The sequence below is a fragment of the Acinetobacter sp. MB5 genome (assembly GCF_003261585.1).
Lineage (GTDB): Bacteria > Pseudomonadota > Gammaproteobacteria > Pseudomonadales > Moraxellaceae > Acinetobacter.
Genome location: NZ_POVU01000023.1, coordinates 1 through 20,001 on the forward strand (window position 1 = coordinate 1; position 20,001 = coordinate 20,001).

At 44.5% G+C, this 20,001-nt stretch carries 21 protein-coding genes; 15 read left to right on the forward strand and 6 right to left on the reverse strand.

Annotated elements, in window-relative coordinates; translation table 11 throughout:
• Positions 1–229: 229 nt before the first annotated feature.
• Positions 230–760: a peptide deformylase gene (gene def / locus C1A47_RS15840; protein ID WP_111895992.1), complete on the reverse strand. Its 531-nt coding sequence runs from the start codon at positions 758–760 to the stop codon at positions 230–232.
• A gap of 120 nt (positions 761–880) precedes the next feature.
• Between def and C1A47_RS15845 the strand changes: the two genes are divergently transcribed.
• Genes C1A47_RS15845 through C1A47_RS15855 form a run of 3 tightly spaced genes read left to right on the forward strand, consistent with a single transcriptional unit; the run spans position 881 to position 3,769 of the window.
• Positions 881–2,026, forward strand: a complete 1,146-nt coding sequence (locus C1A47_RS15845; RefSeq protein ID WP_111895993.1) for a LysM peptidoglycan-binding domain-containing protein — start codon at positions 881–883, stop codon at positions 2,024–2,026.
• Positions 2,027–2,034: 8 nt separating this feature from the next.
• Positions 2,035–3,177 (forward strand): DNA-processing protein DprA, encoded by a 1,143-nt coding sequence (dprA, locus tag C1A47_RS15850; RefSeq protein ID WP_111895994.1) that lies wholly within the window; start codon positions 2,035–2,037, stop codon positions 3,175–3,177.
• Between the two features lie 22 nt (positions 3,178–3,199).
• Positions 3,200–3,769: an L-threonylcarbamoyladenylate synthase gene (locus tag C1A47_RS15855; protein WP_111895995.1), complete on the forward strand. Its 570-nt coding sequence runs from the start codon at positions 3,200–3,202 to the stop codon at positions 3,767–3,769.
• A gap of 352 nt (positions 3,770–4,121) precedes the next feature.
• Here the strand turns inward: C1A47_RS15855 and C1A47_RS15860 are convergent, their stop codons facing one another.
• Together C1A47_RS15860 and gshA are read right to left on the reverse strand one after the other, a co-directional pair.
• A complete protein-coding gene (locus C1A47_RS15860) occupies positions 4,122–4,616 on the reverse strand; it encodes a disulfide bond formation protein B (RefSeq protein WP_111895996.1) in 495 nt (164 codons plus the stop codon).
• A 20-nt stretch (positions 4,617–4,636) separates the two neighbouring features.
• Entirely contained in the window at positions 4,637–6,214 is a 1,578-nt protein-coding gene (gene gshA, locus C1A47_RS15865; RefSeq protein WP_111895997.1) for a glutamate--cysteine ligase, read from the reverse strand.
• A 527-nt stretch (positions 6,215–6,741) separates the two neighbouring features.
• On the opposite strand from gshA, the gene C1A47_RS15870 reads away from it, so the two are divergent.
• From C1A47_RS15870 to ahr, 10 genes are all read left to right on the forward strand, one after another.
• Positions 6,742–7,287, forward strand: coding sequence for a CC0125/CC1285 family lipoprotein (locus C1A47_RS15870; protein ID WP_111895998.1), 546 nt, complete (start codon positions 6,742–6,744; stop codon positions 7,285–7,287).
• A 23-nt stretch (positions 7,288–7,310) separates the two neighbouring features.
• Positions 7,311–8,624, forward strand: a complete 1,314-nt coding sequence (locus tag C1A47_RS15875; protein WP_111895999.1) for a DUF445 domain-containing protein — start codon at positions 7,311–7,313, stop codon at positions 8,622–8,624.
• A 24-nt stretch (positions 8,625–8,648) separates the two neighbouring features.
• Positions 8,649–9,806, forward strand: coding sequence for a methionine aminotransferase (locus C1A47_RS15880; RefSeq protein WP_111896000.1), 1,158 nt, complete (start codon positions 8,649–8,651; stop codon positions 9,804–9,806).
• Positions 9,807–10,032: 226 nt separating this feature from the next.
• On the forward strand, positions 10,033–10,770 hold the full coding sequence (locus C1A47_RS15885; RefSeq protein ID WP_111896001.1) for a dienelactone hydrolase family protein: 738 nt from the start codon (positions 10,033–10,035) through the stop codon (positions 10,768–10,770).
• 40 nt (positions 10,771–10,810) lie between these two features.
• Positions 10,811–11,179: an HIT family protein gene (locus tag C1A47_RS15890; protein ID WP_111896002.1), complete on the forward strand. Its 369-nt coding sequence runs from the start codon at positions 10,811–10,813 to the stop codon at positions 11,177–11,179.
• A gap of 114 nt (positions 11,180–11,293) precedes the next feature.
• Positions 11,294–12,322 carry an A/G-specific adenine glycosylase gene (gene mutY / locus C1A47_RS15895; RefSeq protein WP_111896003.1) on the forward strand — a complete coding sequence of 343 codons (1,029 nt, stop codon included), beginning with the start codon at positions 11,294–11,296 and terminating at the stop codon, positions 12,320–12,322.
• A gap of 51 nt (positions 12,323–12,373) precedes the next feature.
• Positions 12,374–12,907 (forward strand): M23 family metallopeptidase, encoded by a 534-nt coding sequence (locus C1A47_RS15900; RefSeq protein WP_111896004.1) that lies wholly within the window; start codon positions 12,374–12,376, stop codon positions 12,905–12,907.
• Positions 12,908–12,920: 13 nt separating this feature from the next.
• Positions 12,921–13,166, forward strand: a complete 246-nt coding sequence (locus C1A47_RS15905; RefSeq protein WP_111896005.1) for a hypothetical protein — start codon at positions 12,921–12,923, stop codon at positions 13,164–13,166.
• A gap of 26 nt (positions 13,167–13,192) precedes the next feature.
• Positions 13,193–13,747 (forward strand): DNA-3-methyladenine glycosylase I, encoded by a 555-nt coding sequence (locus C1A47_RS15910; protein WP_111896006.1) that lies wholly within the window; start codon positions 13,193–13,195, stop codon positions 13,745–13,747.
• Positions 13,748–13,773: 26 nt separating this feature from the next.
• Positions 13,774–14,799, forward strand: a complete 1,026-nt coding sequence (gene ahr, locus C1A47_RS15915) for an NADPH-dependent aldehyde reductase Ahr (protein ID WP_111896007.1) — start codon at positions 13,774–13,776, stop codon at positions 14,797–14,799.
• Positions 14,800–14,844: 45 nt separating this feature from the next.
• Here the strand turns inward: ahr and C1A47_RS15920 are convergent, their stop codons facing one another.
• A complete protein-coding gene (locus C1A47_RS15920; protein ID WP_111896008.1) occupies positions 14,845–15,744 on the reverse strand; it encodes a LysR family transcriptional regulator in 900 nt (299 codons plus the stop codon).
• A gap of 113 nt (positions 15,745–15,857) precedes the next feature.
• Here C1A47_RS15920 and dkgB point away from each other — a divergent pair, with 113 nt between their 5' ends.
• Together dkgB and C1A47_RS15930 are read left to right on the forward strand one after the other, a co-directional pair.
• Positions 15,858–16,661 (forward strand): 2,5-didehydrogluconate reductase DkgB, encoded by an 804-nt coding sequence (gene dkgB, locus C1A47_RS15925; RefSeq protein WP_111896009.1) that lies wholly within the window; start codon positions 15,858–15,860, stop codon positions 16,659–16,661.
• 9 nt (positions 16,662–16,670) lie between these two features.
• Positions 16,671–17,849 carry an MFS transporter gene (locus tag C1A47_RS15930; RefSeq protein WP_111896010.1) on the forward strand — a complete coding sequence of 393 codons (1,179 nt, stop codon included), beginning with the start codon at positions 16,671–16,673 and terminating at the stop codon, positions 17,847–17,849.
• Positions 17,850–17,898: 49 nt separating this feature from the next.
• On the opposite strand, the gene dapB is transcribed toward C1A47_RS15930, so the two are convergent.
• Together dapB and dnaJ are read right to left on the reverse strand one after the other, a co-directional pair.
• Positions 17,899–18,705, reverse strand: a complete 807-nt coding sequence (gene dapB / locus C1A47_RS15935; RefSeq protein WP_111896011.1) for a 4-hydroxy-tetrahydrodipicolinate reductase — start codon at positions 18,703–18,705, stop codon at positions 17,899–17,901.
• Positions 18,706–18,832: 127 nt separating this feature from the next.
• Positions 18,833–19,951: a molecular chaperone DnaJ gene (gene dnaJ, locus C1A47_RS15940; protein ID WP_111896012.1), complete on the reverse strand. Its 1,119-nt coding sequence runs from the start codon at positions 19,949–19,951 to the stop codon at positions 18,833–18,835.
• Positions 19,952–20,001: the final 50 nt, after the last annotated feature.

The following is a 20,001-nucleotide window of genomic DNA, read 5'->3' on the forward strand; positions in this document are numbered from 1 at the left end:
ATCAACTTAAAAACTTAACCTATCTAGCTAAGCCCTTGTTAATCAACAAGTTTTTATCTGCATCACCGCCGATGGATACGCATTATAGAGGATTTAAAACGTCATGCAACCTTTTTTTCTCCCCAATATTGTCGTCTGTCCTTTTTTTATACCAATAAATTAATAAATAACTGTTATTTATTAACTTTTTATTTATGCGCTAAAATTTCGTTTAGCGCATAATTTAAACTTATCGCTTTACTGCTACTTTTTCACGTTCACGACTACGTACAAGTTTCTCTATTTTTTCACGAGCACGTTGGCGTTTTAAAGGTGATAAATAGTCAACAAACAATTTACCATTTAAGTGATCCATTTCATGCTGGATACAAACTGCCAATAAGCCATCGGCTTCAATCTCAATTTTTTCGCCATCAAGATTTAAAGCTTCGATTTTGACGCGTGACGGACGTTCAACTTTATCGTATATTTGAGGAACTGACAGACAACCTTCTTCATATGGTTGAGTTTCTTCAGTTAATGATGTGACTTTAGGATTAATAAAAACTAAAGGTTGGTCTTTATCTTCAGATAAATCCATGACGATCAACTGAATATGACGATCAACTTGAGTTGCTGCCAAGCCAATGCCAGGAGCATCATACATTGTTTCAAACATATCTGCGGCAAGCTGACGAATTTCATCAGTAACGTCTTCAACAGGTTGTGCAATGGTACGCAGACGTGGGTCTGGGAAATTTAGAATGGGTAATAAGGCCATATGCCCTCCTCACAAATACCATTTATTTAACAGCCCTATGAAGAACATGCTTCATAGAAAAATGTTAAGTAAGTTGGTTATTATAACGCAATTACAAATATCCATTTAGGAATTATGATAATGAAAAAGGTTTTAAAGGGGACCACCTTGGGGTTAAAAAAGCATGCCCTTGCTGTAGCTTTAGGTATGGGCTTGGGTCTAGGCAGTATCTCTATGGTCAATGCAGCATCTCCAAATACTGCACCATCAAGTTTAAAAACCAATGCCCCTCATGTTTATGTGGTTCGTAAAGGGGATACGCTTTGGGATATCGCAGGTAAGTTTCTGAAAAAGCCTTGGCGCTGGCCTGAGATCTGGGCACATAACCGTCATGTCAAGAATCCTCACTGGATTTATCCAGGTGACCGTTTATTACTTTGCTCTTTTCAAGGAAAACCTTTGGTCGGAAAAGATGAAGGTGATGGCTGTGAAGGTATTATTCGACGCCATATAGGTGCGATTAACTTAAAACCACAAGTTCGCGTTGAATCTTTAGATAATGCGATTCCTGTCATTAATCTAAGTGATATCGAAGTCTGGTTATACCGTACAAATATTGTTGCACCTGCATCATTGACCAATACACCCTATATAGTCGGTGCTGCTGATGACCGTTTACTCGGTGGTAGCGGGCAAAAAGTCTATGCTCGAGGCAATGGTTTAGCTGTTGGTCAGCAATATGGAATTTACCGACAAACCGAACCGTATTTAATGAAAGATGCGCATGGCAAAGAATACAATGCTGGCGTTGAGTTATTACAAGTTGCCAGTGCAACCTCAACTGCTGAAAATGAGTCTGGTGACATTACAACTTTAGAAGTCACCAAGAGTTACAATCAGGAAATTCGTCGCGGTGACTTAATTTTACCTGAATATGAAAGTGACCTTCCTTCGACTTTCTACCCGACAGCACAAAATGAAGTCACTTCTGGTGCCAAAATCATTCGTGTTCTTGGCTCTATTGGTGAAGCAGCAAAACGTAGTGTAGTGACTATTGACCGTGGTTTACTTGAAGGTGCAAAACCTGGTCAAATATTCAGCATTTACCAAAAGGGTGAAATTGTTCCAGATATTAAAACAGGTAAACCCGTCATCCTGCCTCAAGAAGAAATCGGTCATTTAATGATTTTTAAAACATTTGATCATTTAAGTTATGCCTATGTATTAGATAGCAGTGTACCAATCAAAGTGGGTGCCTCTATTCAAGCGCCATCTGACTCAGAGTAAGGTGACCTATGTTGAATCAAATCAGCAAGCTTCAGTTCGACAGTATTCGCTTGTGGTATTTGGTTCAACATTCCCTATCGAGTTATCAACATCTGATTGATTATTTTGGAAGTGCTGAACAGGCAACCTCAACTGCTAACTTGCAACGTTGGGCAAATGCAGGCGTTCATAAAAATCATGTTCAACGTGCCCAACATTTTCAAGAAACAAGTGAACAGCAAAAATTTCAGAAAATAATTGACTGTTTACAACAGCATTGTGACTTTATTTGTCTTGCAGAAGAAAGTCATTATCCTAAACAGCTACTTCCTTATTCAGATAAACCACCAATTTTGTTTGGGCAAGGCCCTCTATTCAATTTAAGCCAACCTCAAATTGCAATTGTGGGTAGCCGCAAGGCCAGCTCGCATGGTTTACAGCTCAGTTATGATTTTGCTTATTATCTGGCAGACAAAGGTTTCTTTATTACCAGTGGTCTGGCTCAAGGCATTGATCAGGCCGCGCATAGTGCTGGACTGAAACATCAACGTACAATTGCTGTCATGGCAACGGGTATTGAGCAAACTTATCCTTCACAGCACATCAACTTACGACAACAAATTGTTGATAATGGTGGCTCTGTGATTACCGAGTTTCTACCCTTTACCAAGCCTTTGCAGCACAATTTTCCAAGGCGTAATCGAATTGTGAGTGGTCTGAGTTTAGGAGTGCTTGTTGCTGAGGCAGCTTTAGAAAGTGGTTCTTTAATCACAGCCAAACTTGCGGCTGAACAAGGTAAGCAGATTTTTGCCATTCCTGGACATATTTACAGTGAGCATCATCGAGGATGCCACCAGCTGATTCGTGAAGGTGCAACACTGGTCGACCATCCTGAACAGATCATTGAAGATTTAGCATTACCGACTCAATGGCAAGTGCAACAACAAGACATTCAAAACAGCGTTACTTCAGAAATCCCATCTCATTTACATGACTTATATCAACAACTAGACTGGGTTGGACAAGACCTTGACCAACTTGCCATACAAGTTCATTTGACTCCCGATATACTGACCGCCCAACTCATGGAATTAGAACTTTTAGGCTTGTGCTTGCAACAGGCCGGGCGTTATAGTCGTTGCCGTGCAGCAACTGCACCCTGCTTTTCTTAAATTCTTCATAGAGCGTAAAAACATGATCACCAATTCAGTGGCACGTGCCGCCGAGCTTTTGCAGCACGGCCAAGTATTAGCCTATCCAACTGAAGCTGTTTGGGGTTTAGGCTGTGACCCAATGAATCAGCAAGCTTTTCAACGTATTTTAGAATTAAAGCAACGACCAATTGAAAAAGGGGTGATTCTCCTCGCTAGTGATGTTGAGCAAGTTGAAGCTCTGCTTGCCCCTCTCGAGAGCTCACGCCAACAAGAAATTATTGCCAGCTGGCATAACCGTCAGGCCGATGAACGTGGTCTTACATGGCTGCTCCCGAATCAGGATGTCATTCCTGAATGGATTACAGGGCAGCATCCACGAGTCGCTGTACGTGTCACTAATCACCCACTGTGCCAACAGCTGTGCCGCGCATTTGGCAGTTTTATTGTTTCGACCAGTGCCAATCCCGCAGGTTTAGACCCTGCGCGTAATTTTGCTGAAGCACAACACTATTTTGATGATCAATTGAACTATCTGACAGGTGATTTAGGTCTAAGCCCTTTACCAAGCCGAATTATTGATGCTGTAACTGGTCAAATCATTCGAGATTAAGTGTTTTTTCTGATTAATTTTAAGCAAAAAAAAGCTCAGCCAAAAGGTAGTAGGCTGAGCGGAAACGGCAGGATGTTTTCACATCTAGAGGGTTTCAATCCGAAGTCATATGACCTCTTCATTAGAACTGTTTTGATTATGACGAAAAGCAAATAATTTGAAAAATAGTTTTTACGTCTAAGTCGACTTTTTTACTCTGATTTATTTAATCTTAAATACTGGCCAGATCAAAGCACCTGTTGAAAGTAAAATAGACCGCTGATTTTATGTCTATTCTTTCTGATTTTTTTACAGTTGATATAAAAAAACGACCAGAACAGTTTGGTCGTTTTTTATTTCATTAGACTATTGTTTAAGTATTTCGGCGTAGCATTTGCCAGATACAAACAATCAATAGGAATGAAAAGAACACAAAAGACCATACAGAAAGCGGTTGTCCCAAGAATGTCCAATCAATTTTGGCGCATTCACCTGAACCTGTCAGTACTTCAGAAAGCACTTCTTTCAGTGGCAGGACATTCACCAAGTAGTTTAATCCAGGACCACAACTCGGGACTTGATCGGCAGGCAAATGTTGCAGCCAGATTTGACGCCCAGCCACCGAAACAGACCAAAGCATGCCTAAACCTGCCAAGAATGCATAAACTCGCTTAAAGGCAGGAGATGCAGGATTGTGAATCAGCGCAATCAAGGCGATAAAGCCCATTGCCATCAGACCTAAACGCTGAAAAATACACAATGGGCATGGTTCTAAACCTGTGACATGCTCAAGATAAAGCGCAAATGACATGCCGACAATAGTTGCCAATACCAACAAGGCATTGACTAAACGATAACTCAAGCGCAAATGCTTTCCCCTTTTTATTTTTAGCGAAAGTTCGCCAGATATTCTGTAAATGTAGGTTGTGAAGTCTGTTCAAGTTGCTGCTGCTGTTGCAAAGAAACCCCAACCAGTTTGTCAAAGTATTCTTGCTTTTCAGCCGTTAAATCATGATGCTGATAAGCTTGTGTATGCTGTTCAGCGAGCTGAGTGCCCAAACGCCACGTCCCCCCTGCCTGCAACATATCTCGAATGACTTGAGCTGACAGTGTCGTTTGTGGGTCATCAATGCGTTGCTGCATCAGTGTGAGCGCATCGGCATACAATTGTGTCTGCTCAATTTCATCTAATAAAGCCGCAACAGGACGCATTGCATCTAAATGCAACTGCAACCAGTCTGCAATAGCATAGCTGGTGCTTAAGCTTTGAATAGTGGCATTTTCAGCACGCCCACGTTCCACAACTTCTGCTTGATTTTTCTCAATCAGCTCTTGTTCTTCAACAGAGATTTCAGGACTGTCTTGTAACAAACAGTACAAAGCCAAACTTTCCAAGAATGCTGCACTTGAGCTTTCGATCCCAATTTCACTATACGGATTGACATCTACAGCGCGCAATTCAATATACGCGACACCACGTTTTGCCAAAGCTTCCGACGGCGTTTCGCTACCTTGTGGGACTTGTTTTGGGCGTACTAAACTGTAGTATTCATTTTCAATTTGCAAAATGTGGTCATTAATCTGGATTGGCTCACCTTGAGCATCATCTAAACCGAGTTCACTAAATGCAGGATAAGGCGTTTTCACTGCGGCCTGTAAGCCCTGCAAATAGCCTGTTAAGTTATTGTAATGAATGCCTAACTGTTTTTGTGCCGAGTTTTGATAACCATGACGACCCATACGTAGTGCAGTTGCATATGGCAAATGCAATGTCCCACCAATTAATGACTGAAGTTTATGTTCACGTCCAATCAAAAAGGTTTTACAGACCGTTGGACTCGCCCCCAATAAATACATCACCATTGGGGTCAGGCGAATAAAATTACGGATCAAACCAAAATAGCGATGACTACGATAATCTTGAAGGCTTAAAGCTTTTAATGCTGGATCTTGTTCATGCTGCTGCAAGCGTTCAAACAACTGGTCAGGAAATGAGACGTTGTAATGTACCCCTGCAATGGTTTGCATACGGCGACCATAACGTACACCCAATCCCTTACGATACAACGTCTTGAAACGTCCAATATTGGATGAGCCATACTCTGCCAGGGGAATCTGTTCTTCATCTTGATCGAGCATACATGGCATCGACATTGGCCAAAGCTTTTCACCCTCAGGTAAATGCTGATCGGCAACATGATGAATATCGCTTAAATAATTCAGTGCAGCCGCTATATTGTGCTGCGGAGGAGTAATAAATTCTAATAATGCTTCTGAATAATCGGTGGTAATGTGCGGATGGGTTAAAGCTGAACCCAAAGAGACAGGATGTGGTTGTTGTGACAAATAGCCATCTTGCTGCATACGTAAAGCTTCACGTTCAATACCACGCAGCATTCCCGTGACTACAGATGCGTCTACCCAACTTGGCACAATAGTTTGAGAAACGGCATTGGGTTGACTCATGTTCTTTACTCACTCGAATTAAAATGCTTATCCAGATCAAACGGACAAATTATACTGATTATCATGACAGTAAGTATCAAATAATGACAGCGTGCTTGGGTCGCACAAAATTGTACCCATAAACGGTCATTTAGATGCATGAAAAATGTGAATTGTATTGAAAAATAATTGCAAAGTACGGCTTGATACAGAACAAAAATGAAAATGGTCAATACAGCAAAAGTCGCTTGTAACTTTGCCTATAGTCACTTTATACAGCATCATCAATAATGTTTAAAAAATAAATATATAAAACAATATTTTAAAAAATTATAGAAGCTGGTTTGTATACTGATTATTCATCATCAATTCACAATCATGGCTGAAGATTATGCGGTTGTATTACAACAAAATCTCCATTGACTCTCTTGAGCATGATCTTCATGGTGATGGATATAGGGCCACTACAGCAGAACAACAAGTCACATTTTTATAATGTATTGATGATCAAGGATTTTTAATAAAATCTTTCATTTTGGAGCAGTCACATGAACAAGTTAATTCCATGTCTGAGCTTAAGTCTTGCACTCGGTCTGTCCGCCTGTAGTACTTTGCCCAGAAAACCCCACACATTTGACCAGCTAGGACAATTTTCTAGCTACCCGCTCAACAACCAGACTTACCGTATAGGCTTTAAAGCAACATCAAATTTGAGCTATGGAACAGCCGAAGAAATTACCCTAGTTAAAGCAGCTCAGACCACAGTGAAAAATGGTTTCCGCTACTTTAAAGTTCTCAATGATCCAAGCAACCGTACCCAGCAACCACCGCGCAAGGCTGTGGTCTATCCTGACCCGATGTTCTATCCCTACTCTTTCCGTCACCCAGGATTTTATGACCCATGGTACAACATGCCTCAGGTCATAACCATTGACCCTGTCGAAGTGTCCTATACAATTGAATGTTATAAAGATCAGAAAAATATCCCGAGTGATGCCTTTGATGCCACTCTGATTTTAAAATCAATCGGACAAAAATATGGGGTCAGTACCACAGGTGAAGTGCTACCACCTGCACCGCCACAGCCTCATTAATCTCGCCCTATTAGGAATCAAACATGAGTCTACCCACGCCAACAAGCTCAACATTGACCAGTTTACAACGCAGTAAGCGCTTTGCAGGCATTGCACTGGTCATGGCCATTGTGGCGTGGTTGATCTTAATGGTATTGGCAAAATTCTTGCCTGATTATGCTTGGCTGATTCATATTCTGATGTTGGGTGCTGAAGCAGGCGTGGTAGGTGGTTTAGCGGACTGGTATGCGATTACCGTGCTATTTCGCAACCCATTTGGGAAGATGCCGATTCCGCGTTTCCTGCTCGACCATACCGAAATCATTCCGCGAAATAAAGCCCGAATTGCCGAGTCGATGGGACGTTTCGTACAGGAAAATTTTTTATCGCCTGAAGTTGTGGAACGTAGCCTCAAACAAACTGATTTAAGTTTGAGTGTTGGACGCTGGCTGGCGAACCCGAAAAACAATAGCCAAGTCACTCAACTGATGCAGCAAAGCCTGCCACAAGTGCTGGACTTTGTTGGGCAAGAACAAATTGCAGAATTTATTCAAAGTAACAGTGTTCAATGGGTACGTAGCACTCAAATCAATAACTTAGCCAGTGAAATGTTACGTGCAGTTTTGGACAATGACTTTCATCAGGACTTGTTACAGCATGGTCTGGACTTGGCACATGACTGGGTGACATTTCATCCTGAGCAGACTCGTGAACTCACTCAGCGAATTTTTCAGGAACTCGGTGTTTGGAAAATTGCCAAAGGCTTCAACTGGATTGGCATTGACGTACAACAACGCATGATTGACAGTTTGGTCGAGAAAGTCGAAGCCATGCTGGCTGATCCTGAACATCCATGGCGACAATATGTCGAAAACTATGCCCAAACCTTGATGCTGGAACTGCGTGACCCAGAAAGTCATGCCAGTCTGCGCCTGAATGCCACCAAGAATGCCCTGCTCGATAGTCCTCAAATGCTGAACTTCATTAGTGGTGCAGTGGTGATTTTATGCAATGCCATCAAACAAGATCTACAAAAAGAACAATCAGGGATTGCACAAAACGTGCGAGCAGCGATTGAGCTGGTCGGACAAAATCTCATGGAAAATGACAAGGTTCGTGAAATTCTCAATCAACGCTTGAGTCAACTTGCGATTCAGCTCAGCGACCAATACAGCAACAAAGTCATTCGCTTTATTAGCCAGCGGATTCATGAATGGGATTCCTCAGAAATGATCGGCAAGATTGAAAACGAAGTCGGTGGCGATTTGCATATGATTCGGGTCAACGGCGTGATCGTTGGCGCATTTATTGGGTTATGCTTGGGGATCATTCGCGCAGCGGTTGAATACCTGATTTAACATCAAAAATTAGAGAAAAAATTCATGTTGTCATTCCAGTCTAAACTCCCTGCCCAAGGTGTCACCATTTTTAGCCAAATGTCGGCACTGGCCCAACAACTCAATGCCCTTAATCTGTCGCAAGGTTTTCCAGACTTTGCTGCGCCTGAAGCACTGCTTGATTGTTTGGTTGAAGCGACCCGAAATGGTTTTAATCAATATGCTGCGGGTGATGGCTGGATGCCACTGCGTGAGCAAGTCGCACAGCAGTTTCTACAGCGCGATCAGGTGCAACTCGACAGCCCTCAAGAAATCACCATTACCTCAGGGGCAACGATTGCCTTGTACTGTGCCATTCAAGCCCTGATTCACGCAGGCGATGAAGTGATTATTTTTGATCCGAGTTATGACAGCTACGCGCCTGCGGTGGAGCTGGCTCAAGGCGTGAGCGTACGGATTCCCCTGCTCGCACCTGATTTTCAGGTGAACTGGCAACAGGTCAAAGACAGCATCAACTCGCGTACCCGCATGATTATTGTCAATACGCCACACAATCCAAGTGGGGCGATTTGGTCAAAACAGGACTGGCTGACCCTGATTGAATTGATCAAACATCATAATATTGTGGTGCTTTCCGACGAAGTCTATGAACACCTGATTTATGATGGTCAGCGCCATTATTCGGCATTCTCATTTCCTGAACTGCGCCAGCGTAGCCTTGTGGTTGGTTCGTTTGGCAAGACTTTTCATGTCACGGGCTGGAAAACAGGCTACTGTGTTGCTGCACCTGAGTTCATGCGTTTATTCCGTCAGGTGTATCAGTTTGCCAGTTTCTGCGGAAACACACCTTGCCAAGTGGCGCTGAGCAATTTTATGCAGCAGCATCCTGAGCATATCCAGCAGCTCGCCAATTTTTATCAGAAAAAGCGTGATCTGTTTAATACAGGTTTGGCGCAATCCAAATTTATCTTTAAGCCGACTCAGGGCACTTATTTTCAAAATGTCGATTACAGTCAGATTCGCCCTGACCTGAACGATGTCGAGATGTGCCAATGGTTGGCACAGACCCATAAAATCGTTGCCATTCCAATTTCTGTGTTCTATGCACAACCACCCAAAGACTTGCGTTTGTTACGCTTTTGCTTCGCTAAAAAAACCGAAACGCTGCAACAGGCCTGCGAGATTTTGGCTCAGGTGAATTAAGGATTTCTGCTACTGCCTGCTCCTCGCCACTGAGGGGCAAGTATTTAAAAAAATAATCACTAATTCGCTGATTCAGAATAAATAATTAAACTAAAACAGTGCATTTAAAACGGTATTTTTCAACAATTTTGGAGAATTTTCACCCGACAACAAAAATCTATGCTTTAATCAAAATCGATTCAGTTATAGTGAAACACATCTTTTATTCATAAGGATTATGTCGATCATGAGCGCAATAATTACACGTGAAATTCAATATACAGCTCCAGATGGTAAGACCTTAATCGGCTTTTTTGCTGCACCACAATCTGACACACCTGTACCTGCCGTATTGGTTGCACCAGAATGGTGGGGACGCAATGATTATGTCATGCAACGCGCTCAAGAATTAGCTGAACATGGCTATGCGGCATTTGCGATTGATATGTACGGTGACAAACAAACCACTGAACAAGCCAGCCAAGCCAATGAATGGATGATGGAAACATTCCAGCAGCCAAATACCATCGTTGAGCGTGTGACTGCGGCACTTGCCACGCTTGCAGCACAACCTGAAGTAGATGTACAACGTTTGGCAGCCATTGGTTTCTGTTTCGGTGGCAAAGTCGTTTTAGATTTGGCGCGTTCAGGTGCTGAGATTAAAGCAGTCGCTACATTCCACGGCAACTTGTCCACAGCGGTTCCTGCTGAAAAAGGCAAGATTAAAGCTGAAGTTTTGGTGCTGCACGGCGAACTCGACAGCATGGTAACTTTAGACAATGTCGAAAGCTTCAAACAGGAAATGCAAGCTGCCGATGTGAAGCATGAAGTCATTATTTTAGCCAATGCCAAACACGGCTTTAGCAACCCGCTTGCCGATGTTCGTGCCAAAGCCAACGGCGTTGATTTGGGCTATAACCCAGAAGCTGAACGTGCAGGCCTCGATGCCATGTACCAACTGCTAGCACGTGATCTACGTGCTTAAACCGATTTTATTGAATTGTTAGAACAAGTAGGAAGCGACCATGACTGAGCATTGTGCTTATTGCGATTTTGATGATTATGATGTGATTGCCAAAAATGACTTTGGCGTAATTTTCCCAGAACCTCATCCCCTGTCTAAAGGACATATGGTGATTGTGCCATTACGTCATGTCAGTTCATTTTTTGATGTCACTGACAAAGAACGCAAAAGTCTGATGTCCTTACTTGAACAAGCGCGTAATGAATTAGAAATTCTGTATCATCCTGAAGGCTATCATATCGGCTTTAACGACGGGAATGTGTTTGGCGAGGTCTCACAACATCTGCACATTCATGTGATTCCACGTTATAAAGGTCAACAATTGAAGCTTGATGAACGCTGGGGCATCTTAAACCCAAGCGAAGCTTAAAACCCTGCTTTTAAAATCTTGCTGATTCCTCTGTGAAGATGTGTACGCACATCTTCACTGCTTTTTGCTGCTCGCTTGACGTATACTACCTCGCGGTTTTGAGAGGTGGTGTGCATGTCTGATTTTTCATTTTCTGATGCTTTACTGATTTGGTTCGACCAGCACGGTCGGCATGATTTGCCGTGGCAAGTCGCTGATGATCCCTACAAAGTCTGGGTTTCAGAAATCATGTTGCAACAAACCCAAGTCAAAACCGTCCTGCAATATTTTGAGCGTTTTATTCAACGCTTTCCAACCGTTGAAGCACTTGCTCAGGTGAGTTGGGATGAAGTCGCGCCCTACTGGGCAGGTCTAGGTTATTACGCTCGGGCACGCAATCTGCACAAAGCCGCTCAAATCGTTGCTGCACAAAGCCATTTCCCAGAAACCCTTGAAGACTGGATGGCACTGCCTGGCATTGGACGTTCGACCGCAGGTGCTCTGATGTCACTAGGTTTACGTCAGTACGGCGTAATTATGGATGGCAATGTCAAACGGGTATTGGCGCGCTTTTTTGCCATTGAAGATGACCTGAGTAAACCTGTGCATGAACGGGAGATGTGGACGCGTGCCGAACAGCTTTGCCCTGTTGAACGTAATCATGACTACACGCAAGCGATTATGGATTTGGGGGCAACCATCTGTACCCCGAAAAAACCACTCTGTCTGTACTGCCCGATGCAGCAGCATTGCCAAGCCCATCAACAAGGGATTGAAACCGAACTGCCTTTCAAGAAAGCCAAGAAACCTGTGCCTGTGAAACAGGCGGAAGTCTTGTTACTGTGTCATCAAGATCAATGGTTATGGCAACAGCGTCCTGCGCTTGGACTTTGGGGCGGTTTATATTGCCTGCCAATTTTTGCAGATCTGAATGAACTGCAACAGCAACGGACTACTTTTGGTTTAGCAACAGCGCAATATCTCACACAAATTCGTCATAGTTTTACCCACTTCACGTGGGAATTAAATATTCAGCAAATCCAAGTTGACAGCGATCAGTTGGAACATCTACAAATAGAACTGGGCGGTGAATGGCTCACCCCACAACAGGCAATTGACCGAGGCATTCCAACAGCCATGAAAAAACTGATTCAAAACGTTTAAACATCTATACGGCATGCTGTTGGAAAATACTGATTCAAAGGACACTGTATTTTGCGTTTTCTTTCACATGCTGTTTTAATTTTAACGGTCATCGTTTTGGCTGCGTGTAGTTCAACGCCGAGAAAGACCACACCACTGCCCAACCAGCAAGTCAGCCGTCTCAAAGCCATGCGATTAGGTGTTCATCTTCCTATTCCTGTCAAAGGCGTCAAAGCAGATCAGCTCACCGATACTTGGGGTGCTTCACGCAGTGCAGGACGTCGCCATGAAGGAATTGATATACTGGCACCACGCGATACCAAAGTGACCAGCGCCACCGAAGGTTTGGTCGCCAGTTTGCAAAGCAACACCCTTGGTGGCAATGTCATCTGGATTTTAGGCCCTGCGGGTTCTTGGCATTATTATGCACATTTGGACAAGCATAAGCGCGGCTTAAAAGTCGGAGACTATGTGCATGCGGGCGAACTGATAGGCTATGTCGGCAACACGGGTAATGCCAGACATACCGTCACCCATTTACACTATGGCATTTATCTGGATGGCAAAGGTCGCGGCGCGGTCAACCCATTCCCCTATTTACGTTAGGAACACTCGTTTCATGTCTGAAGCCCTTATCAATCGTTTAGTTGACTTTGCCGAATCGGGCAATCAACAAAAAATCCAACTTCGTGGTCAATGCTATCAGGGCTGGGTCATGGAAATTGCAGAAAATGGTCTGCTGATTAGTACAGGCTACAATGACAAAGCAGGTAAGGATCTGTGGCTGTCTTTAGAAGATTTACAACAAGCCGAACTGTTTTTTTGGGACACTAAAAACGATCAGTGGACATTATTCACACTTTAAAAACAACAGATAATCAGGAGTTTGCCATGTCTCAACAGCGCTGTCGCTGGTGTTCCGATGATCCACTCTATATCGCCTACCACGATGAGGAATGGGGCAAACCCTTATATGATGAAGCGCAACTGTTTGAACTGTTGTGCCTCGAAGGTCAGCAAGCAGGTCTGTCTTGGATTACCGTCCTGAAAAAACGTGACTGTTACCGTCAGCATTTTTTTCAATATTCTATTCAACAGATTGCAGAACTATCCGATACTGCCTTAGAACAAAAACTGCAAGATGCAGGCTTAATCCGTCACATCGGCAAACTCAATGCCATTCGAGCCAATGCACAAGCATGGTTGAACTTAAAACAAGACGTGGGTGATGTCGTGACATGGCTATGGCAATTTGTCGATGCCAAGCCAGTTCACAATGCAGTTCCAAATTATCAAGAAGCGCCTGCACAAACCGAGATCAGCCAGAAACTCTCAAAAACCCTAAAAAAGCGTGGTTTTAAATTTGTGGGCGCGACCACCTGCTATGCGTTCATGCAAGCCTGTGGCATGGTCAATGATCATGAAGATGACTGCTTTTGCAAATAACAACAATTCCGAACAAGGAGTGCATCATGAGTGAAAATCGAATTCGTAGCTATGCAGCCTTAACTGCAAAATCTGCTCTCGTTCCGCATGAGTTTGATGCAGGTGATCTTTCACCTCATCAAGTCGAGGTCAAGGTCGAATACTGTGGTTTGTGCCACTCCGATCTGTCGATGATTGACAATGAATGGGGTGTTTCCCAGTATCCTGTCATCGCAGGACATGAAGTGATTGGCAAAATTGTGCGACTGGGCAGTGAAGCCAAAGGTCTGAAACTGGGTCAACGTGTCGGTATTGGTTGGACAGCGGAAACCTGCCAAGCCTGTGATCACTGCCTTGCAGGACAACAGGTGCTGTGTACAGGTGAACGTAAGGCCACTATTGTCGGGCATGCAGGCGGTTTTGCCGACAAAGTCCGCGCTGGCTGGCAGTGGGTGATTCCCCTTCCCGATGACCTTGCCCCTGAAAGTGCTGGCCCACTTCTTTGTGGCGGCATCACCGTATTTGATCCTCTGTTAAAACATCAGATTCAGGCCACTCATCACGTGGGTGTCATTGGAATTGGTGGTTTGGGTCATATGGCGATTAAACTGCTGAAAGCATGGGGCTGTGAAATTACTGCGTTTACTTCCAGTTTAGATAAAACAGAAGAACTCAAAGCCATGGGTGCAGACCATGTGGTGAACAGTCGTGACAGTGCAGCTCTCAAAGCACAAGCAGGCAAATTCGATTTATTACTCAGCACCGTCAATGTCACACTCGACTGGAAAAGCTATCTGCATAGCCTTGCCCCAAATGGCAGTGTACATCTGCTTGGCATTCCCCTAGAACCGATTGCAACGCCTGCCAATTTACTGATTAGCGGCGCAAAATCCATTACTGGCTCGCCAACAGGTTCACCATCGGCATTACGTACCTTGCTTAAATTTGCTGCGCGCAAAAACATTGCACCACAAATTGAACTGTTCCCGATGTCACAAATTAACGATGCCGTTGAGCGCCTACACTCAGGGCAAGTCCGTTACCGCGTGGTACTCAAGGCTGATTTTGACTGATCTCATGGTTTGATCTGATCGTGGCAAATTGACTGAATCGGTTTGTCACTGATTGGGAAAACCCTCTGCCAGTCGCTCTGCCAGAAATTCAATCAACAGACGCACTCTCTTAGGTAGGTGCTCCTGCTGATAATAAACTGCTTGAATCACCTGTTCTTTTAAAACCGTCTGATCGGTCAAAATCGGAATCAGCTCCTGCTTTTTCAAATCCTGATGAATCAGAAACTCGGATAAACTGGCAATTCCGTTGCCGCATAACGCCAGTTTACGAATGGTTTCTCCCGTACTGGCTGTTAAATTGGCACAGATTTTTAAAGGCTGACCCTGTTTTAAAATCGGCCAGACATTCAAATGCGGATGCTGACCAAAGCCAATCAGCTGATGCTGCAATAACTCATCGACCGATTGTGGACAGCCATGCTCCGCTAGATAACTTGGGCTTGCCACCAGATATAACTGACTACGTGCCAGATATTTGGCATGCAAAGAGGAATCGTGCAAGTTGCCAATCCGAATCGCGACATCGGTTTTATTTTCCAATAAATCAACAATCTGATCGTTACTGTTCAGCTCAATTTTGAGCTGTGGATAACAACGGCGAAATTCCTGAATCAGTGGCACAATCACATGCAACACAAATGATGCAGCAGCATCGACCCGAATTAGGCCTGAAATATCACTGTCTGATTTCAGCAAGGCATCTTCCGCTGCAGACAAATCACTTAAAATTTGCCGTGCGCTTTGCAAAAACAATTCGCCTTCTTGGGTCAGTTTTAAACGGCGTGTTGTGCGTTCGAGCAGAGTCACACCCAGTTTCTGTTCCAGACGGCTCAAGGCACGGCTCACGCCCGATGTGGTTTGCTTGAGCAAATCAGCAGCAGCGCCCAAACTGCCTGTGTCAACGACCGCAATAAACACCTGTAACTCTTCGATGCTGGATTTCACCCTTCACCTATTTTTGATAAATAATCAAAAATATTTTGCAGATTTCCATATTTTTCAGCAACAAAAAACTGAGCAAAATACTCAACATCTTTAAGAATACCTGAGCATCTGCTATGCATATTCCCCGTTTTGGTCTAGGTACCTTTCGCCTGAAAGACCAAGTCGTGATTGATTCTGTCAAAACAGCCTTAGACGTTGGCTATCGTGCCATCGATACTGCCCAGATTTATGACAATGAAGTCCAAGTCGGGCAAGCCATTGCTGAAAGCGGTGTCGCACGACAAGAACTGTTTTTGACCACCAAAGTTTGGGTAGACAATTTCAGCCCTGAGAAATTTATTCCAAGCTTGAAAGACAGTTTGCAAAAACTGCGTACTGATGCCGTTAATCTGACCTTGATTCACTGGCCAGCACCGAAAATGGGCGTGAATATCAGCGAAGTAATGCAACTGTTACTTGAAGCCAAACAGCAAGGGTTAACTGAGCAGATCGGGGTGTCTAATTTCAATATTGCCCTGACGCAACAGGCGATGGACGAGATCGGCAAACAGCACATTGCCACCAATCAGATTGAACTCAGTCCTTATTTGCAAAACCAAAAACTGGCTGATTTTTTGCAAGCTGAAGAGATTGATGTCACATCCTATATGACATTGGCTTATGGCAAAGTCCTCAATGATCCTGTTTTAACGGCGATTGCGGCTGAACATCAGGCATCCAGCGCACAAGTGGCACTGGCATGGGCATTACAAAAAGGCTTTGCCGTGATTCCATCTTCAACGAAACGCGAGCACTTATTGCATAACCTACAGGCACAAGACTTACATCTCAGTGCTGAAGAAATGCAACAGATTGCTACACTTGAACGCCATGGCCGTGAAGTCGATCCTGAACAGCTGGCGCCAGCGTGGGACTAAGGATTTGCTATGAAAATCAATTTACCGTTACTGGCTTTAGCGATTGGTGCATTTGCGATTGGCACGACTGAATTTTCCCCGATGGGGCTATTGCCAAACATTGCACATGACTTAGGCATTAGCATTCCGACTGCGGGTATGCTGATTACTGGCTATGCGCTGGGTGTGATGATTGGCGCGCCGATCATGACCTTATGGTTTGGGCATTTTCCACGGCGTAAAGCATTAATCATCCTGATGGCAATTTTTACCCTTGGCAACCTGATTGCAGCGATTGCGCCGAACTATTTGAGTCTGATGGGCGCTCGGGTGATTACCAGTTTGAACCACGGGGCATTCTTCGGGATTGGTTCAATTGTCGCCACCAGTGTTGTGCCCAAAGACAAACAGGCCAGTGCCATTGCCATGATGTTTATGGGACTGACCATTGCCAATATTGGTGGTGTGCCCTTGGCAACATGGGTCGGTCAGCATATTGGCTGGCGGAGTGCCTTTGCAGGAATTGCCGTGCTTGGTGTCATCACCATGCTGTCCCTGTTTAAAGCCTTATCACAAGGTTCAGTCGGGCAAAAACCCAATGTGATGCAGGAACTCAAAGTTCTGACCCGTCCCGCGGTGATGCTGGCACTTTTAACCACGGTCATGGGCGCAGGCATTCTATTTACCTTGTATACCTATATCGCGCCGACACTCAGCACGATTACCCACGCATCACCAACTTTTGTGACCTGTATGCTGGTGTTGGTCGGACTGGGGTTCTCGATTGGTAACCACTACGGCGGTAAATTTTCCGACCAATCGATTGACCGTACCTTGATTGGCTTTTTAGTCGTGCTCATCGTCCTCATGGGGCTATTCCCGATCTTGGCGAAAACTTCGGTCGGTGCTGCCATTTCCCTGATTGTTTTTGGTGCGGCAACTTTTGCCTTGGTTCCCCCCCTACAAATGCGGGTGATGTCCGTGGCACATGAAGCCCCTGGTCTGGCATCTTCAGTTAACATCGGTGCATTTAACTTGGGCAATGCTTTGGGTGCTGCACTCGGTGGTGCTGTGATTAGTCTGAATATGGGTTACGCGGCCGTTCCTGTCAGTGGTGCTGTACTGGCTGCATTAACGCTAGTTTTGGTTTTGGTGCAAAAACGTCTGTATCAACATGACAATCCTGCGGCTTGTGAAGCTGCATCTTAAAATGCACAAAGCCAGTCATCAGACTGGCTTTTTGATGTTAGACAAGTACTTACAAGCCTAGAACATCTTTCATGTCATATTTCGCTGCATCGCGACCGACAACCCATGCCGCTGCACGAACTGCACCCGAAGCAAAGTTCATACGATTCGTGGCTTTATGGGTGATTTCAACACGCTCACCTTCACCAATAAACATCACGGTATGCTCACCGACAATGTCACCACCACGAATGGTTTGGAAACCGATGCTTTGGCGCTCACGTGGGCCTGTATGACCTTCACGGCAATATACCGCATCTTGCTTCAAGTCACGACCTAAAGCACCTGCAACTGCTTCACCCATCATCAAAGCTGTACCCGATGGTGCATCGACTTTATGGCGGTGATGCGCTTCAATCACTTCGATATCGACTGTATCGCCAAACACTTTTGCAGCCAGCTCAAGTAATTTAATCGACACGTTGACACCGACTGAATAGTTCGCTGCATAGACCACAGGAATCTGTGTTGCTGTGTCATTCAAGAGCTGTTTTTGTTCTTCAGAAAAGCCTGTGGTGCCAATCACCATGGCGACACCCGCATCACGGCAAAGTTTGAGGTGTTGTTCAGTCGCAGCAGGCGCTGTGAAATCAATCACCACATCCACATCTGCCAATACGGCTTCTAATGAACCCGCAATCTTCACACCTACAGCACCAATACCTGCCAATTCACCCGCATCTGTCCCAACCAAAGAACTGGTTGGACGTTCAACTGCTGCTGCAAGTTGGAAGCCTGCCTGTTGCACTGCCTGAATCAAGATACGGCCCATACGACCGCCCGCACCTAAAATCCCAATACGTGGTGATGTAGACATGTTGTCATTTCCTAAATTTTTTAATCAATGTGCTTACTATAACAAAACTTATTTCTGTGCATGTGCACTCCGACACAAAAAAAACCGCTTTAGACAGCAGGTTTTTTCTCAAAATCAATCCACCAGATCAGTCAAACAAACGATCAAAGAATGATTTTTTCTTGGCACTTGAATGTTGGTCATTGCCATCCATTGTTGCTTGTAACTCTTTGAGCAACTCGCGTTGACGTGCAGTCAAATTCACAGGGGTTTCCACTACGATACGGCAAAGCAAGTCACCAACCATGCTGTTACGCACTGGACGAACGCCCTTACCCCGTAGACGGAACACTTTCCCGTTTTGCGTGCCTTCAGGAATTTTCAGGCTCACGCGACTATCAAGTGTCGGAATCTGGATTTCTTTACCCAATGCAGCATCGGCAATGCTAATTGGCACATCCATATACAGGTCTGCACCATCACGCTGGAAGATTTCGTGTTCACGCACAACAACTTCGACATACAAGTCGCCTGCCTGACCATCACGAATCGCTTCACCTTTACCTGTTAAGCGTACGCGATCACCATTGTCCACACCTGCTGGAATGGTCACTTCTAACGTTTGCTGACGCTCACTCACTCCTGAACCATGACATTTTTGACATGGGTTCTTGATGATTTTGCCTTGGCCGCGACATGTGCCACAAGTTTGCTGAACCGAGAAGAAACCTTGCTGCATACGCACTTGACCTGCACCATGACAGGTTTTACAAGTTTCAACATCATTTGGATTTTTTGAACCTTTACCATCACAGGCATCACATGGTGCTGGCGCAGTAAAGGTAATGGTTTTTTTCACGCCTTGAACTGCTTCTTCAAGGGTAAGTTCCATCACATAACGTAAATCTGAACCACGGCGTTGGCGCTGTTGCTGACGTCCGCCGCCACCAAATGCACCACCGAAAATGTCGCCAAACTGACTGAAAATATCTTCCGCGCTAAAGCCACCAAAGCCACCGCCTGCACCACCGCCGAAACCACCTTCAAAGGCATTGTGTCCCATGCGGTCATACATGCTACGCTTTTCGCTGTCAGACAGAATTTCATACGCTTCAGCAGCTTCTTTGAATTTTTCTTCAGCTTCGGCATTGTCTGGGTTACGGTCAGGGTGATATTTCATCGCCAACTTACGGTAGGCTTTTTTGATTTCATCATCACTAGCAGTTTTAGAAACGCCTAAAACCTCATAATAATCACGTTTAGCCATGATAGGCGATGCTCCTCACGGAATTTCAAATATAGAACAACTCCCATGTA

Bases quoted from the DNA above. Each gene is read 5' to 3' on its own strand.
- dapB (WP_111896011.1), bottom strand. From the start codon at position 18,705: ATGTCTACATCACCACGTATTGGGATTTTAGGTGCGGGCGGTCGTATG.
- C1A47_RS15910 (WP_111896006.1), top strand. From the start codon at position 13,193: ATGTCTCAACAGCGCTGTCGCTGGTGTTCCGATGATCCACTCTATATC.
- gshA (WP_111895997.1), bottom strand. From the start codon at position 6,214: ATGAGTCAACCCAATGCCGTTTCTCAAACTATTGTGCCAAGTTGGGTA.
- C1A47_RS15905 (WP_111896005.1), top strand. From the start codon at position 12,921: ATGTCTGAAGCCCTTATCAATCGTTTAGTTGACTTTGCCGAATCGGGC.
- dkgB (WP_111896009.1), top strand. From the start codon at position 15,858: ATGCATATTCCCCGTTTTGGTCTAGGTACCTTTCGCCTGAAAGACCAA.
- def (WP_111895992.1), bottom strand. From the start codon at position 760: ATGGCCTTATTACCCATTCTAAATTTCCCAGACCCACGTCTGCGTACC.
- dprA (WP_111895994.1), top strand. From the start codon at position 2,035: ATGTTGAATCAAATCAGCAAGCTTCAGTTCGACAGTATTCGCTTGTGG.
- C1A47_RS15845 (WP_111895993.1), top strand. From the start codon at position 881: ATGAAAAAGGTTTTAAAGGGGACCACCTTGGGGTTAAAAAAGCATGCC.
- C1A47_RS15870 (WP_111895998.1), top strand. From the start codon at position 6,742: ATGAACAAGTTAATTCCATGTCTGAGCTTAAGTCTTGCACTCGGTCTG.
- C1A47_RS15880 (WP_111896000.1), top strand. From the start codon at position 8,649: ATGTTGTCATTCCAGTCTAAACTCCCTGCCCAAGGTGTCACCATTTTT.
- C1A47_RS15930 (WP_111896010.1), top strand. From the start codon at position 16,671: ATGAAAATCAATTTACCGTTACTGGCTTTAGCGATTGGTGCATTTGCG.
- dnaJ (WP_111896012.1), bottom strand. From the start codon at position 19,951: ATGGCTAAACGTGATTATTATGAGGTTTTAGGCGTTTCTAAAACTGCT.
- C1A47_RS15875 (WP_111895999.1), top strand. From the start codon at position 7,311: ATGAGTCTACCCACGCCAACAAGCTCAACATTGACCAGTTTACAACGC.
- C1A47_RS15890 (WP_111896002.1), top strand. From the start codon at position 10,811: ATGACTGAGCATTGTGCTTATTGCGATTTTGATGATTATGATGTGATT.
- C1A47_RS15885 (WP_111896001.1), top strand. From the start codon at position 10,033: ATGAGCGCAATAATTACACGTGAAATTCAATATACAGCTCCAGATGGT.
- C1A47_RS15855 (WP_111895995.1), top strand. From the start codon at position 3,200: ATGATCACCAATTCAGTGGCACGTGCCGCCGAGCTTTTGCAGCACGGC.
- mutY (WP_111896003.1), top strand. From the start codon at position 11,294: ATGTCTGATTTTTCATTTTCTGATGCTTTACTGATTTGGTTCGACCAG.
- ahr (WP_111896007.1), top strand. From the start codon at position 13,774: ATGAGTGAAAATCGAATTCGTAGCTATGCAGCCTTAACTGCAAAATCT.